This window comes from uncultured Nitratireductor sp., from assembly GCF_913053745.1.
In the GTDB taxonomy this organism is placed as follows: Bacteria; Pseudomonadota; Alphaproteobacteria; order Rhizobiales; family Rhizobiaceae; genus Nitratireductor.
The window spans coordinates 15,440-30,525 of record NZ_CAJXGF010000001.1 but is presented as its reverse complement, the minus strand read 5'-3'; the positions used below and the strand labels follow the sequence as shown (position 1 = coordinate 30,525).

The following is a 15,086-nucleotide window of genomic DNA, read 5'->3' as shown; positions in this document are numbered from 1 at the left end:
ACCCTCTATCGGGCCACCCTGTATCGGGGTGGAAGCGTTCCGCCATGCTTGCCGCGAACGGTCGTGAAAGGGCGAGGCGCATCCTTATCCCTGTCGGTGTGCTCGAATGTCGAGGCCCGGAACAGGGTAGTGACTTACCGGCATGTCTGACAACACCGGACCTGCCCGATCCACCGCTCCTGTCAAGCTGATGCGTCAGGGCGCATCCTCATTCTTGAGATCTGGCGAGCGGCAGACGTCACCGCTTTCCCTTCGCTATTCCTTGAGGACGAAGGTTACTTTCATGTCGACGCGATACTCGGCAACGGATCCATTTTCGATCTGTGCCTTTACGTTTTTCACCCATACCTGCTCGATGTTTTCAAGCGTTTGGGACGCGCGCGCTACGCCGTTTTCGATTGCGTTTTCGATGCTGGTCCCGGATGCATTGATTTCGGTAATTCGTGCAACAGACATCATCTTTCTCCCTTGTCGGGTTACGTGCCCCAACGCCTCGGACATGCCGGTGTTCCATCCTTTACGGATTTTGTTGCTAGCCTCTCGGCCTTTCTCAAATCTTTGGCGAGAGCGTCTGCCATGCATCGCGGCAAGTCGTCCAAAGCCTCAGGATGCAGACGCGTTACGTGCGGTTGTGTGAGCCGCCTGCGTGATCTCGTGTATTCTTCCTGCCCTCGTTTGTGCTTTCGGACTTCAAAGAAGCGTTGATTTCACCCGACAGCACCGCGCGGGGACCGCACTGGGAGAAGGAACTGTCTTCCATTTCGATGACTGTATAGAGTTTGTCGTCACGGAAGGCGCTGGCGAAGCGGGTCGACACTCCGTCACCTGGCCGGGTGTCGGTTTCCAGGAAATCCAGCTCGGCTTCGCTGGCCACTATCCGCGCGTCGGCGGGTGACAGGGCCCTTACAACCACTTCGCCATGATTGGGAGCGCGGTCCCAGTTTGAGTCCCACGGAGCGGCTGCGGGTTTCAGCTTGAAGATTCGTTTATCCATGTTGGATAAACCATCGACTTTCCATGTTGTTCCAGGAAAGGAGCGCTGGACTGGGTGATCCCGCGTCGGAGAATTGAAGGCAGGACGATTTTTCAACGAAACCAAACCACACTTGCTCCTTCGCGAAAGTGACTTAAATTCGTCATAACGAAAATTGGCTGCGGCATGCGGACCGAACTCCCGCCAAAAATACATCGTCGCGCTTGATTGGAGAGGGCGCCAGTGACTGGTGAAGCGAACGCGGCGCAGGAATCGCGAATTGTCGCTGGCGGGGTCTGGGACAGAAGCTATCCGTTCCATCCATTCATGTTCGCCGTGGCAGCCGTGCTCAGCTTATGGGCGCGCAATCTGGACCACGTTTCGCCTGCGGATATCGCGCCGTTTCTTCTGGGCTCAGTCGGATGGGCGCTTGTCGTTTACCTGACCGTTTCCATTTTCCGGCAGCGCTTCGATGCCACCGCAGCGGTGGTCGCGAGCGTATGGGTGTTCGGCTTTCTCTTTTATGCCGAACTGTTCGGGGAGGTGAACCGTTTACTCGACGGCGGTTATTCCATGGTGCGGACACTGCCTGCCGCCGTTGCCCTTTTGGCATTGCTGACTTTTGTCGCGCTTCGCCTCGGTGGACTGTCGCGGTCGATCAACAGCATTCTCAACTGCGTTGCGCTGGTGCTCCTCATCGCGCCGACCTGGCAAATAGCGACTTATGAATGGCGCAACGGGGCTGCCCGTGCGGCCTATGACGGCGAGCGAGCCTATGCGGACATCAGGCCGTATCTGCCGGAGATCACGAACAAGCCGCGCCCGCCGGATATCTACCATTTCGTCTTCGATCGCTATGCTTCACAGAAAATCCTGGCGCGTCATTACGGTTTCGACAATGGTGACCTCGTCGACTTTCTGAATGAGCGCGGATTTTACGTCGCGGACGACAGCCATTCGAACTATCTGAAAACCGGCCACTCCCTCGCTTCGACTTTCTATATGGGATATCTCGAACCGCTGGCGCGGGATCGTCGCGTCAAGGGAGCGAACTGGCATCCCATCTACGAGATGCTGGAAGACCACCGCGCCGCGCGGTTTCTGAAAGAGCGCGGTTACGCCTTCGTCCAGTTCGGCTCCTGGTGGGTCGGCACGTTTCAAAATTCGCTCGCCGATGAAAACCGGCCGCACGGCTTTAGCGAATTCGGCATGCTTTACCTGCGCCGGACCGTTCTGAAGCCTGTCTTCCATCTCCTTCCCGACACGCCCTTCACCATGCGCCTCGATTGGGACAATGCGCAATGCCAACGGGTTGCGCGCCAAGTGGAGGAAATCAAGACCATCGGCGAACGGGAGCGGCCAGTCTACGTCTTCGCGCATATTCTCGTGCCGCACGGCCCCTACAGCTTCGCTGCCGATGGGCGCTGCCTGAATGAGCGGGAGTCCGCTGAACGTGGCGACAGGCAGGGCTTTGTCGATCAGATCGCCTATGCCAACCGCCTTATCGAGGATATTGTCACCACATTACAGGCCGATGACCGGAGGCCTCCAATCATCCTGATTCAGGCGGACGAAGGACCCTTCCCGAAGCGCGATGGCCGTGTGCCCTGGCAGGCCGCGCAGGCCGAAAAACTGCAGATCAAGACCGGCATTTTGAATGCCTATTATTTTCCGAACGGAGATTATGGACTGCTGTATCCCGACATCACTCCGGTCAACAGCTACCGCGTTCTCTTCGACACCTATTTCGGCGCCGAGTTTCCCATGCTCGCCGATCGCATCTTCGCTTTTCCGAACGACCGTTCCCTGTACGAGTTTCACGACGTGACGCAAAAGGTCCGAGGCACGGCCCACGTGGCGGGCACTGGGTCGGGTGGCGTTTCCGAATCAGGCGGGGAGTTCGCGCCGACGCCATTCTAGGAGGTGCGTTCAAAGCCTGACTGTCGGCGCGCTCATCGCTTTGTCGCTTGCTCTCCGCTCAGCGCAATTGCCCCGGAGATCTGGATGCCAGCGCGATTGCCCGGCTGACCTCGCCATAATTTCCGTCGAGCATGCTCGTACCAACACGAATGAAGCCGTTTCCATCGAGAAAGCATTTTTCTCCAGGTAGGACGGCGATCTTGTGCGCAGCCAAAGTGATCACTGCATACGCTTCCGATGGCACTTCCAGCCAGATGCAGAGACCGTCGCCCCGAAAAGCTTCGATGCCCTGTCTCTGCAACGCGTCGATCAACGCGGTGCGGCGCTGTTTATAGACATTCCGGGCCGTCGCCACTTCACGTGCTGTTCGTTCGCTCGACAAGAGTGAAGCGGCGACGTTTTGAAGAAGCCGGCTGGTCCAGCCCGCGCTGAACAACCTGTATGACTGGACCTTCTCCACGATTTCGTCGGGCGCCGACATGACGGCAAGACGCAGATCCGGGCCGTACGTCTTGGAAAAGGAATGAACGTGAATGACGCGTTCGGGGAAACGCGTCCCGAGACTTTGGGAGGGATATGCCGAGATGTCGCCATGCCCATCGTCTTCCAGGATCAGCGCGTTGCACGAAGCAAGAAGATCGCCAAGCGTGTCGAGCCGTTCGGGCGTGACGTGCCGGCCCGTCACGGAATGCGTACGAGGCTGATAGACGAACAAGACTGGCTTCACGTCGAGAGCCTCACGGAGACTTGCCGGCAGCGGACCGTGATCGTCGCATGCCACGGGCACAATTCTGGCGCCAGCATCCTCGAGGATGTCGAGAAGACGGATGGCGGTCGGTTCTTCGCAAGCGACGAGGTCCCCGGGCTGAACCAGTGCGTGCACGGTCGTATAAACGGCATTGTAGCCGCCATTGGTCGCCAACAACGCTTCATAGCGGTAGGGCCAGCGCGGTTTGAGAGCTTCTTCGAGCGCGGGCTCGATCCGTGAGCGCTCATAGCTGTTGAGCGACGCGCTGTGCGCAGCGGTTCGCAGCGCATCGGTCAGGTCCGGGAGCAGGGCGGGGTCCGGCACCGCAAAACTCAAATCCAATGCATCGGGCGTATAGTGTCCCATGCGCCCGGTACGCGCCGGTGCTTTGCCGATCGTTTTGTCGGTAATCAGAGTGCCGTTACGGCCGCGTCCCGAAATCACCTTCTGCCTGCGCAACTCCGCCCATGCGCCCGAAAGCGTCGCGGGACTGATGCCGAGGAAATAGGCCAATTCGCGTAAGGCGGGAAGCCGGGCGCCCACCGGAAGTTTTCCGGTGCGGATCAGACGAGCCGTCTCAACGGCAATGCCTTTGGCGTCGCGCCCTTCCAGCCGGTCGGCCAACCATCTCGCCTCGATTCTTTTCACGAAATCTCCCGACAATTAAATGTTCAATAACATAATAACATTTGTATCGGAATCCCTGAACATTTAATTGTCGTCTCACTTCAACAGCGGATGAGAGGACATGCCGGTTCAACTGCGCATCGCCATGAGAGACTGGGACTTCCTGACGCCAATCCTGTTAGGGGATGTGTCGGATGAAAGATTCGATCTGACGCTGATGCGCGTGGCGTCGTTGCCCGGCAATCCATCGGGGGTGGAAGGCGTCGATGGGGCCGAGGTGTCGCTCAGCCGGTTCGTTCAGCAGAAGATTGCCGGGCATGGCGACGACATCGGTATCGCGAACTTCCCGATGCGGGCGTTCCGCCATCGTTGCATCATCACCTGCAAAACGCACACCGCGCGCAGCCTGACCGACCTGAAGGGCGGGCGGATTGGCGTGACCGGTTGGCAAGATTCGGGCAACACCTGGACCCGGCATGCCTTGCTCGATGCCGGCGTCCGGCTGGAAGACGTGCGCTGGTTCGCCGGGCGGCTGACAGCGAACCATCCCTCCGTTGACAGGCTCGGACCGTTCGCACAGCCAGGCTGGATCGAAGCGATCGATGGCGATGTTCCGATGCTGGAACTGCTTCGATCGGGGACGTTGGATGCAGTCTTCACACCTTTTATGCCGGAGGGTTTTTTCGGTCCCGACTCCGAATTCCGTCCGGTACTCGATGATATTCCAGCGGCCGAGGCTGCCTATTTCGATACATATGGCTTTGTCCCGGGCATTCACGCAATGGCTTTGGCATCGGAGGTCGTTGCCCGGCACGCCTGGCTTCCGGAGGCGCTGAGCGATCTTCTCGATCGCGCCTGGGCGTTGTGGTCGGCAAAGCGATTGCGTTACTCGGAAACGTCGCCCTGGCTTTTCGATGAGCAACTGCGTGTCGGACGCTTGCTGCCGGAAGGGTGGAACCGCAGCGGTGTCGAAGAGAACCGCGCGATGATCGACGCCTTCGTTGATACAGCGTACCGCCAGAAGCTGATACCGAAACGCGTCGCCGCAGACGATATTTTTTCACCGGAGATCAAGCGGGCGGAACTCCAAAACTACGAGGAGGACAACGCATGAAGGTTGCGCTTGGCCAATTCGCAGCAGCGAATGAATGGCGTGCGAACGCCGCAACGGCCACCGCCATCCTGGCGGAAGCGAAGGACGCCGGTTGCGCGCTGTTGGTTCTTCCCGAAGGCATTCTGGCACGCGACATCGCCGATCCCGAGATCGTCCTCAAGGCAGCGCAGCCTTTGGACGGACCGTTCATGACGGAGATGCTGCGTGCCAGTGAAGGTTCGCAGATGACGACCATGTTCTGCCTCCATGTACCGGTCGCGGGCGAAGCGCGCGTACACAATGTGCTGGTCGCTCTGCGCGATGGCGAAATCGTCGCCGCATACAAGAAACTGCATCTTTACGATGCTTTTTCAGCCCAGGAATCCGAGCATGTAATGCCGGGCGCATCCATTCCGGACCTCGTGGAGGTGGACGGTTTCAAAGTGGGGCTTATGACGTGCTACGATGTTCGCTTCCCCGAACTGGCGCGACGTCATGCCGTGGCCGGAGCCGATATTCTGGTGTTGCCGGCAGCCTGGGTGAAGGGTCCGGGCAAAGAGCATCACTGGGAGACCCTCGTTACAGCCCGAGCGCTTGAGAACACCTGCTATATGGTGGCTGTCGGTGAATGTGGTCCGCGCAACATCGGTGCGAGCATGGTTGTCGATCCGCTCGGTGTAACAACGCATAGGGCTGGCGAAACACCCACGGTGATCTTCGCCACGATAGACCGCGAACGCATTGCCCACGCAAGAGCGACCTTGCCGGTGCTGGCCAATCGCCGGTTCGCGCAATTGCAACTCGCTTAATCGATCGAGAGAATGAGAAAAGGGAGAAGATAAATGTCCAACACATTGTTGAAATGCGGTGTCGCCATGATTGCAGCCGGCTTTTTTGCCGGTGCGGCACAGGCGCAGGATGGCGATGTTCCCGCACAGGAATTGAACAAGGAACTGAATGCCCAGCTTCCGGAAAAAATCCGCGAGAAGGGCTATATGACCGCCGTCAATTCCGGCTCGTTTCCGCCCTACGATTTTGTCGAGAGCGCCGACAAGGTGACCGGCGCCTCAGCCGACATCGCCACGGCGATCGGTGGGATTCTTGGCGTCGAGATTCGACACGCTTCGGTGGCCGGCTTGCCTGCCCTTTTGAGCGGCATCGGCGCGGGTCGTTATGAATTCGCCATGGGGCCGGTGGGCGATTTCGTCTCGCGGCGCGAAAACAACGATTTCGTCGATTGGGTTCAGGAATATGTCGTTTTTGCCGTGCGCGCGGGCAACCCGACCGGCATCGAAGGGCTGGAGACGGCTTGCGGGAGCCGCATTGCCGTCCAGGCAGGCGGTTCCGCCGAACGCGTCATCACAGAGCAGGCGGAAAAATGCGAGGCCGACGGCAATGAGCCCATCGAGGTGAAAAGCTATGCGGACCAGCCGACGTCGATCCTCGCCGTACGGTCCAATCGGGCGGATGCGTTCTTTTCCTCCCAGGCGCCCCTGACCTACTTCGTGCAGCAGTCCGACGGAGAGCTGGAACTGGCGGGTGTCGGCAAGAGCAACGGCTTCAAGGATCTCTTCCAAGGCGCTGTGGTTCCGAGCGAATCTCCGCTCGGTCCGGTCTTGTTGTCGGCCATTGAGTCTCTGCACGAGAACGGCACCTACGACACGATCATGAAAAAGTGGGGACTTGAGAACAACGCCCTGGCCGAACCCGGCATCAACCTGTCGACTTGGTAAAATGAACACCGCAAGACAAGACATAAGCGCATCGCCCGGTCAGGGCGCTGCGCGGCGCACTTCGCGGGATGTCGCCAACGCATATCGACCGTTCCCGATCTGGCGCCTGGTGGCGTGGCTCGTTCTGGGCTGGATCGTTCTGGAAGCGTTCATGCTGGTTGGTCAAAACCCGAATTTCGGTTGGGCGACGGTTGGCAAATACCTCTTCCACGAAAACATACTCGACGGTCTCAAGATCACTCTCGGATTGAGTGTGGTTTCGATGGCGCTGGGTATTCTTTTCGGACTCGTGATCGCCTTGATGCGGATGTCGCCGGACCGTCTCCTGTCGGGTTTCGCTGCCGGCTTTCTGTGGTTCTTTCGCGCGGTTCCGCTGCTTGTCCAATTGATCTTCTGGTACAATCTTTCGGCTCTGTTTCCGGAAGTGAAGATCTCGGTCCCTTTCGGACCGGAGCTTGGTGCCTGGGAGACGAACAGCCTGATTTCTCCGCTCACGGCGGCGATTATCGGTCTGGCACTTCATGAGGCGGCCTATATGGCGGAGATCATCCGCGGTGGCCTGCTTTCTGTCGATCGCGGGCAGATCGAGGCGTCGCAAGCGTTCGGCATGTCCCGTGCACGCGCCTTGCGCCGGGTTATTCTGCCTCAGGCCATGCGCTCGATCGTGCCGCCATCGGGCAATCAGTTCATATCGATGGTCAAAGCGACGTCGCTTGTCAGCGTCATCGCCATGTCCGATCTCCTCTATTCGGTGCAGGCGATCTACAATCGAACCTTCGAAGTCATTCCGCTGCTTCTGGTCGCCGTGGCTTGGTATCTCTTTATCGTTTCGCTTCTCAATGTGGGCCAGGAGTTCCTGGAGCGGCATTTCGGCCGCAGCGAACGCGGCGTGGTCGATGACGACGCTCTTTCCGATGAGGCTGAGAGTTGAAAATGAGTTCCGACGCACCTGTCGTCAGCGCCGTGGACGTTCACAAGTCCTTCGGCAGCAACAAGGTCCTTAAGGGGATCGACATAGATGTTTCCGCCGGGGAGGTGGTGACGGTTCTCGGCCCTTCGGGTTCGGGCAAGTCAACCTTCCTGCGCTGCATCAATCAGTTGGAGGAGATCGACAGCGGAGCGATCTTCGTCGATGGCGAGCAGATGGGGTACGAGTTGCGCGGCGAGCGGCTCTATCATCTGCCCGACAGCGCCGTGCGGCGCCAGCGCCGGAAAATCGGCATGGTGTTTCAACATTTCAACCTGTTTCCGCACATGACCGCGCTTCAGAACGTGGTGGAAGCGCCGATAGGCATTCATGGCCGCGACAAGACCGAAGCGCGCGAAGAGGCGATGGAATTGCTGCGGCGGATCGGATTGGCCGAGAAGGCGAATTCCTATCCGCGGCAACTTTCCGGTGGCCAACAGCAGCGTGTGGCGATCGCCAGAGCCCTTGCGATAAAGCCGCAGCTCCTGCTCTTCGATGAGCCGACGTCGGCACTCGACCCCGAACTTGTCGGTGAGGTTCTGGCGACCATGCGAGACCTTGCCGAGGGTGGTTTGACAATGCTGGTTGTCACGCATGAAATCAGTTTTGCGCGCGAAGCGGCGCATCGCGTGGTCTTCATGGATGGCGGCGTGGTGGTCGAGGATGGCAAGCCGGACGACGTGCTGAACGACCCTCAGCATGCGCGCACGCGTCAGTTCCTCAATCGCTTTATATGATCGCGCTTGCGCAATGCGGCCGTGCATTTCGGCCCGTTGCGGCTGCGCTCCGGCAAGTCTGCGACGACCGGCGCAGGCAAAAAAGCCGAGCAAGGTGATCCTGTCTGCACTGTGGCGGACTGAGTAGGGGGTTGCGGGGCCTTCACAGGTTCCCGGCGCCGCTGGTCATATAAGGAGGTCAGCGCCGTATCCGCTGGAGCGATAACCAACACCGATACGGCGTCACCTGTCCTTCTATCGACCACCGTCGCCGGCGCGAAGCTCGGCTATCTGCTCTTCGAGCGCCGCCAAACGTGCTTCGAAGCGTTCCAACAAGGAGTCTTGCGGCACCCAATCCTCGTTCCCCGAACCGCCGGAGCGGGTGTACATCGTGGAATCGTTCATATCGAGATATGTGTCGCCTTGAGGCTCCATGTCCTTCTTCGGAACCCCGTTTCCAACCATAAAGGAACGGCCTGGCGCACCGTTGCAGACGTAAGCCTTCTTCGTCTCGCCCTCACTTTCGACGCTGATCCGCACACCGCCGTGCCGGCAGCTTCCATTGGATCCGCTGAACGTTTCCGCGTTGATGGTCGGCATCGCTTTGCCGATCTGTGAGGAGACGATGCCGCTGATTGCTCCGGAAATCGCTCCGCCAAAGGTCCCACCCGCGGTTCCCGCGAGATTGTCGAATTCGGATTTCAGTTTATCCTCCACCTCGGCAGCGGCGTCCGCCGCCATACTCTCTGCTGCATCGCGCACATCTTTAAGCGCTTTTTCGAGCGTGTTCGAATTGCAGTAAATCTTGCCGTTGTTGTCGGTCGCTAGAAACTCGTTTTCATCTCCGCAGCCGGTGAGGCCGTTCAAAACGGCATCGGAGGCGTTCATGTCTCCGGGAAGATGCAGCCCCCCATCGCTGTCGATCTCGACGTGATTTTTGTCGTTCACACTGAAGCGGAACCGTTTGCGGCTTAAGTCGTAGCTGACAATTCCCTCGTTGTTTTCTTCCCCGACGTGCAGGCTGTTCGATTTCAGGCGCAACTTGTTGGCTTTGATCGTTTCGGCGGAGAATGCTCTGGCATCCAGTTCGCCATTTACCCTGAGGTTGTTCTTGACCGTAAGGCCCCCGTTTATGCCGGCGACAGAGTCGGAACCGATATCACCCGGATGACCTCCAAACGTGTTTGCAATTTGTGATCGGTCGCCGACGATGAAAGCCTCGCGTTTGTCCAGCGAAATGCTCGTCGCGTTGCCGTCGCGTTGAATGGCGGACGTCTTTTCCTCCAGTGCATCGAGCCTTTTCCCGTGGGCGGAAATGTTCTTTCCATTGTTTCCGATGGTCGTGTTGGTGAGGATGGAATCTATGTCCTGCATCGCCATCCATGCGACGCCGACATTATCGAGAGATTTTTCAGCCAACGCCTTGCGGTGATAAGAAATTCCGGAACCGGCTATGATCGCATTTGCGATCGTCCGCACCGCCGCGGTTTTGGCGCCCCATTTGTCCCATTTGGAAAAGTCGTATTTGAGGTTGGTTGCCAGGGCGATGAGGGTTTCACCCGCCAAGGTCCTGATAACCGGAGAGGCTATGGTCTCATAGATTACCTTTGCGTCTGTATCCTGTAGCCATGCAGGTGTTTCGACCTCATGCCACCCTCCGTTTCTCCACTCGGAATAGGTCCAGGTGCTTAGATCGAGGTACAAGCTTCGGTCCCGGGGCTCCACGTCGAAGTCGCCCAGTTTCGGTGGAATTTTGCCGGCATAGAGCGTTCTTTCCGCTGTGGAGGCGCCGATGATGATGTTCGCTGTGGCCGCTTCGCTTTTTCCTTTTTCGTTCTTCGCCACATAGGTAAAGCTGTCGCGGCCATTGTAGCCTTGGTTCGGCGTATAAGTGATTGCGTTGTCTGCGATCTGTGCGTTGCCGTGACTCGGTGGGCTGGCGAGTTCCACGCCTAAGATCTCGTAGCCATTGATATCGAGGGTAATGCGGTTGTTTTTACTATCGGGCCGCACAGCGGTATAGGTGTCGCCGACAGTCGGTTTTTTGTCGACCACAACGTTGATGTGCAAAGTATATTCCGGGCATATCGCTTGTTTTGATTTGAATGTCAGGGTCGATTTTCCAGGTTTTATGGTCTCAGCGATCTTTATAATGGGAGAAGGGTGGTCGTGAATTTTTATGATATTAGAGTTGCTGTTTTTTATATTTGATATTTGAGGGTCTGGTATGGTTGCGTTGGGGATATGTCTGGGATCCGGATTGAAAAGGAAAACAAGCTGCCTGGATCCGGAACGGATGGGCCATTCGACCTGCGATCCGGAATTCGCCCTGTGACTTTTCCCTTGCTCGAGAGAATACACGATCGCGCATCTTTCCTGCGCTTGTGCATGGAGTGGAACGCCGACGCCGGCCAATAAAACGACAAACAACAGAATGCGCCGGAGCGCATTGTGTGGCGCATCGACACAATCTTTCATGCCCGACCTGTCTATTCTGCGGTAACGAAGCGGAAAAGTCCCGTTCCCTGCCATGCCTGTTCTCCTTGGTTGCCCGATCACACGGCCTGTTTTTGCCATCACCCTTAGCGCCGACCCTCTTTGGCTTTCTCAATTGCAGATGGAGAGCCGATTTCCATTCCGCTGAAATTCCGAGCGTTCAGCCTCTCAATTTGACGCAGCACCGCCGAATGGACCCTGTTCGGACGAAACGATATGTCCTGTCTGTCGTCCGCAGGACTGCATTTGATGTGACAGTCGAGCCAGGGATTGCGGTGTTTGCCGACCGCGTCTGCGAAGCCAGCGCAAACTGCCTTCGGCTCGGTTGCCAGGCCATCCTTTTCGATCCAATCCGATGGAGGCCGAAAGAGCCCGCAGTTCTAAAACCGGAGATCTGTTGGAACGCCGCCGCGCCGATATCGACCCGAGACGCATCGCCACCGATTGATTTGCCTACCCCGGAGCGCTGGCCGGCTTTCGGTCGAACCTGACGGGGCGAAGACGATGAGAGCTTAGCAGATAGCCCTTATGCGGGATGTCTAAAGTCAATGCACAGTGTCCAGTTTGCCGGAAAAGCGCTGGCCTTTCCGCGCAGCCGTTAGTCAGCATTGGCAGAACTCCCGGTACTCCCGAGGTGACATGCCTCGATGGGTACGGAACGCGCGTGCAAAGGCGGCTGCGTCGGCATAGCCCGATCGAAATGCAACCAGTTTGACCGGCATGTCGGCAAAGGCAAGGAGCAGAGCGGCCGCCCGTTCGAGTCGTGCTGCTCTGAGCGTATCGCCGACCGACAATTCCTCTACTGCAAAGGCTTGATAGAGATACGCGCGTGAGCAACCGACGGCACGCGCAATCCCTGCCGCCGTCAGCTTGTGGTCGCCGCATTGCAACTGGATATACCGCCGGGCGGCGGCGAGAACGGCAGCATCGTGCCCAGGAACCTGTTGACCGTCCTCGCGGTTGTCCACCTGCGCCAAAGTGGCGAGCGCCATATCGGTGGCGGCCTTCATAGCAATGTCGGCAGAGCGGCGGTCGAGGCGTTCGCCTTCCATGGCCATGGTATGAAGGTGCGAGGTTAGAAGATGCGTCATACCCCGATGGGGGAGGCTTACGGGCCCTTCCCGAAGCACGGTAAGGTCGTTGCCCAGGGCGGCAACGATTTTGTCCCGCGGCAGCATCAATGAGATAACGCTGTGATCGCGCGACACGGTTGTCGACTGTTGCCCACCGTCGAGGGCGAGAAGCCCACTGCTCGGCCTGAAAATGAAGCGCGTGTCGAACCCATGTTGCACCTTGGCCGAGCCGGCAAGGGTCAGGCTCAGCATCACGAAGTTGCCTTCCGATTGCCCGAACCGGGCGCGCGTGTCGTCGTTTGTGCAGAAGACGAAGGCGGTGCCGTCCTGGGCGGCATAATGCAGGACGTGGCCTTCGAAATCCCGTCGGCTGTCTTCTTCCACGGGGTCCAGCTCGATGCGAGGAAACAGGCTGCGCCAGAAATCGAAACGCTGGCGGGGGCTTTGACTGCGGGTGGAGAGCGCGCGAAAGCTGCTGCGGGCCCTTTCAAATTCCACAGGATGGCGTGCGGCATGCCTTTCGCGCGGACCGGTCAAGCTATCCCCAGCAATTCAGCTTTCAGTGCAATAATATGCAAGTGTTACAGGAACGATTTACTGGTGCAACCCATGTGAGCAAGCTTCCGTCCGGCAAATTTACAGGAAAAATTGCCTTTGGATGACGCCGTCCGAATTCAGGATCGGAATGAACGGCACCGACCGGTTTTGGCAATCGGCACGCACCGCTTTCACGGTCGGCGTTGAACGCATCGCTGAGCGGAGCCCGGATCGGCGTTCCCAGTGCCGTGGCCTAGGGAGCGAGACGGGCATGAAAGATGCGACCGTCGGTTATGAAGCGGGTTCCCACAGGCGCATCCGCTTCGATATAGCGGCCGTCCAGAATGCGCCCGGCGTCGCCGAGCGCAGCGACAATGTAATCGCGCTCGAAATCGGCATGGCGGTCCACGCGATGTGAGACCTGCCATGTCATGTGTTTCAGTCCAAAGCCAATGTCGGTTGTGCCGGCCCCAACCCAGATATGCGACCGCGAAGGGTCTATGTTCCGTCTCCACGTCCAGTATGAGAGATCGCCGATCCCGGATTCCGGATCCGCATCGGCTGCCCAGAAACGAATGTGGTGTCGTTTTCTCGGACTGTCCTCCATATCTTCCTGGAAGCCGATATCCTGTTTGCGGGCGAACAGATAGAGCGCGCTGAACGGGGCGGTCGCATAGGAGCGGTTGAGAACGAAACAGACGATCATTTTTGCGGCGGAGCGAAGCGTCAAAGGGTCCGCTGTGTTCCAATCCGCGGCGCTGAAAGCCGATTGAAGTTGTTTCAGAGAACCGATCAGAACGAGATTGACGGGATCGGCGGGAAGGCCATCGGCCGAGCGTGTCACCCTGGGGATCCGGTTGCGACGCAGCAACACCACGCTCGCACGGACGATGAGCGGCAATATCACATAGGCTGCGAGGGCGTATGTGATGAGCAACGCGGCAAATACGGGAACGCGCTGCTCGAATCGATCGAACACCTGGGTGACGATAAACCAGAAAGTCGCTGCGGCGATCAGGAAGATAAGTGTGCGTTGGAACCAACGGGCGAGGCGTGTCATCGGGTGCATCCCGGTAGAATAACATGAATGAACAACCAGGTTTCACGTCGAATTGCGCCGGCTGATGCGTTTCACGCCAAAGCTGATTACCCCGGTTTCAATAGAAAACGCGGTTGGCCAAGAAACCGCACGCCAAAATCAGGTTCTTCAATCTTCCACACGAAAGAAATTATGCAAGCTTCGTTTCGATGACGCTTAAACCGGGTGAGCCGCCGGGAGACGTTACTATGCAATAAAGTGTAACTGTTTTTGATCGTTCCGAAACTATGAACCAGACCGTTTTTTGTTTTTTTTGTGAGCGTCACGATATCTGTCGCTGGTTGTCCTGCGATGGGTGCAATCGAGAAACCGGAGGGACGCATGAAACGGCAAACAATCGGCATTGTCGCAGCGGCCGCGCTCTTGGCCGGCTGCCAAGCCAGCCCTGATCCGCAAGTTCAGGCGCGAAATCATGAATTCGGCTGCATTGCCGGAACCGTTGGAGGCGCGATCGTCGGCGGATTGATCGGCAGCACGATCGGTGGCGGCGCGGGCACTGTTTTGGCCGAAGCTGCCGGCATCGGTGGTGGTGGCTATCTCGGCAACCGCCTGGCCTGCCGCTAGGAAGAGGAGACAAGTATCATGAAACACATGCTTTCCATTGCTGCTGTGTCGCTTCTGCTCGGTGCAGGCACGGCTGTCGCCCAGCAGAGCTCGACCATGCACGATGCCCATCTTGACCAGGTTGACCAGAATGACGATGGCGCCGTGACCCAGGGCGAATATCAGACCTTCATGACCTCTGCGTTTTCCAGACTGGACGCCAATGGCGACGGCCAGTTGGACCAGAACGAGGCGTCAGCGGTTCTTTCTTCCAGCCAGTTCGGTTCCACGGATGCGAATGGCGACGGCAATGTCAGCCAGCAGGAATTCATGAGCCAGGTGATGCGGGATTTCCAGACCGCCGACAGGTCTGGCGACGGCCAACTCAGATAATTGTAACGGCCACGACATTCAAAGGCGGTTTCCGGCATGGCGGTCGCGAGCGGCCATGCTGTCCCCGGCGTATCGGGATCGCCGGGGTTACGGGCCTGGTCGGAATTCACGCTGGGCTCAACGATCCCTAAGGCGCGCGACCGTATAGGCTGGCAACGCGCGTTCGGT

General features: G+C 58.2%; 14 protein-coding genes. 8 read left to right on the top strand and 6 right to left on the bottom strand.

The genetic code is table 11. From position 1 onward, the window contains the following. Window positions 1-255: 255 nt before the first annotated feature. Complete coding sequence (locus QZ638_RS00155; protein ID WP_366936187.1) at window positions 256-501, bottom strand: dodecin family protein; 246 nt, start codon at window positions 499-501, stop codon at window positions 256-258. A 118-nt stretch (window positions 502-619) separates the two neighbouring features. Beyond that, entirely contained in the window at window positions 620-1,189 is a 570-nt protein-coding gene (locus QZ638_RS00150) for a hypothetical protein (RefSeq protein ID WP_295805612.1), read from the bottom strand. 27 nt (window positions 1,190-1,216) lie between these two features. Here QZ638_RS00150 and QZ638_RS00145 point away from each other — a divergent pair, with 27 nt between their 5' ends. Next, window positions 1,217-2,893 (top strand): hypothetical protein, encoded by a 1,677-nt coding sequence (locus QZ638_RS00145; protein WP_295805611.1) that lies wholly within the window; start codon window positions 1,217-1,219, stop codon window positions 2,891-2,893. A gap of 58 nt (window positions 2,894-2,951) precedes the next feature. On the opposite strand, the gene QZ638_RS00140 is transcribed toward QZ638_RS00145, so the two are convergent. Continuing rightward, window positions 2,952-4,289: a PLP-dependent aminotransferase family protein gene (locus tag QZ638_RS00140; RefSeq protein ID WP_295805610.1), complete on the bottom strand. Its 1,338-nt coding sequence runs from the start codon at window positions 4,287-4,289 to the stop codon at window positions 2,952-2,954. A gap of 100 nt (window positions 4,290-4,389) precedes the next feature. On the opposite strand from QZ638_RS00140, the gene QZ638_RS00135 reads away from it, so the two are divergent. The 5 genes from QZ638_RS00135 to QZ638_RS00115 are packed head-to-tail and all read left to right on the top strand — an operon-like array spanning window position 4,390 to window position 8,798. Beyond that, a complete protein-coding gene (locus tag QZ638_RS00135; RefSeq protein WP_295805609.1) occupies window positions 4,390-5,382 on the top strand; it encodes a nitrate ABC transporter substrate-binding protein in 993 nt (330 codons plus the stop codon). Further along, the gene (locus tag QZ638_RS00130) at window positions 5,379-6,170 is read left to right on the top strand and encodes a deaminated glutathione amidase (RefSeq protein ID WP_295805608.1); all 792 of its coding nucleotides are present in this window, start codon (window positions 5,379-5,381) and stop codon (window positions 6,168-6,170) included. Before QZ638_RS00135 ends, QZ638_RS00130 begins: the two co-directional genes overlap by 4 nt. A 33-nt stretch (window positions 6,171-6,203) precedes the next feature. Next, complete coding sequence (locus tag QZ638_RS00125; RefSeq protein WP_295805607.1) at window positions 6,204-7,094, top strand: ABC transporter substrate-binding protein; 891 nt, start codon at window positions 6,204-6,206, stop codon at window positions 7,092-7,094. A 1-nt stretch (window position 7,095) separates the two neighbouring features. Beyond that, the gene (locus QZ638_RS00120; protein ID WP_295805605.1) at window positions 7,096-8,025 is read left to right on the top strand and encodes an amino acid ABC transporter permease; all 930 of its coding nucleotides are present in this window, start codon (window positions 7,096-7,098) and stop codon (window positions 8,023-8,025) included. A 2-nt stretch (window positions 8,026-8,027) separates the two neighbouring features. Next, a complete protein-coding gene (locus QZ638_RS00115) occupies window positions 8,028-8,798 on the top strand; it encodes an amino acid ABC transporter ATP-binding protein (protein WP_295805603.1) in 771 nt (256 codons plus the stop codon). Between the two features lie 234 nt (window positions 8,799-9,032). Here QZ638_RS00115 and QZ638_RS00110 read toward each other — a convergent pair whose 3' ends face one another. From QZ638_RS00110 to QZ638_RS00100, 3 genes are all read right to left on the bottom strand, one after another. Continuing rightward, window positions 9,033-11,309, bottom strand: a complete 2,277-nt coding sequence (locus QZ638_RS00110) for an Ig-like domain-containing protein (protein WP_295805602.1) — start codon at window positions 11,307-11,309, stop codon at window positions 9,033-9,035. Between the two features lie 566 nt (window positions 11,310-11,875). After that, the gene (locus QZ638_RS00105) at window positions 11,876-12,844 is read right to left on the bottom strand and encodes a helix-turn-helix domain-containing protein (RefSeq protein ID WP_295805601.1); all 969 of its coding nucleotides are present in this window, start codon (window positions 12,842-12,844) and stop codon (window positions 11,876-11,878) included. Window positions 12,845-13,136: 292 nt separating this feature from the next. Then, window positions 13,137-13,943: an LssY C-terminal domain-containing protein gene (locus QZ638_RS00100; protein ID WP_295805600.1), complete on the bottom strand. Its 807-nt coding sequence runs from the start codon at window positions 13,941-13,943 to the stop codon at window positions 13,137-13,139. Window positions 13,944-14,303: 360 nt separating this feature from the next. Between QZ638_RS00100 and QZ638_RS00095 the strand changes: the two genes are divergently transcribed. Both QZ638_RS00095 and QZ638_RS00090 read left to right on the top strand, forming a co-directional pair. Next, a complete protein-coding gene (locus QZ638_RS00095) occupies window positions 14,304-14,546 on the top strand; it encodes a hypothetical protein (protein ID WP_295805599.1) in 243 nt (80 codons plus the stop codon). A gap of 18 nt (window positions 14,547-14,564) precedes the next feature. After that, on the top strand, window positions 14,565-14,918 hold the full coding sequence (locus QZ638_RS00090) for an EF-hand domain-containing protein (protein WP_295805598.1): 354 nt from the start codon (window positions 14,565-14,567) through the stop codon (window positions 14,916-14,918). Window positions 14,919-15,086: the final 168 nt, after the last annotated feature.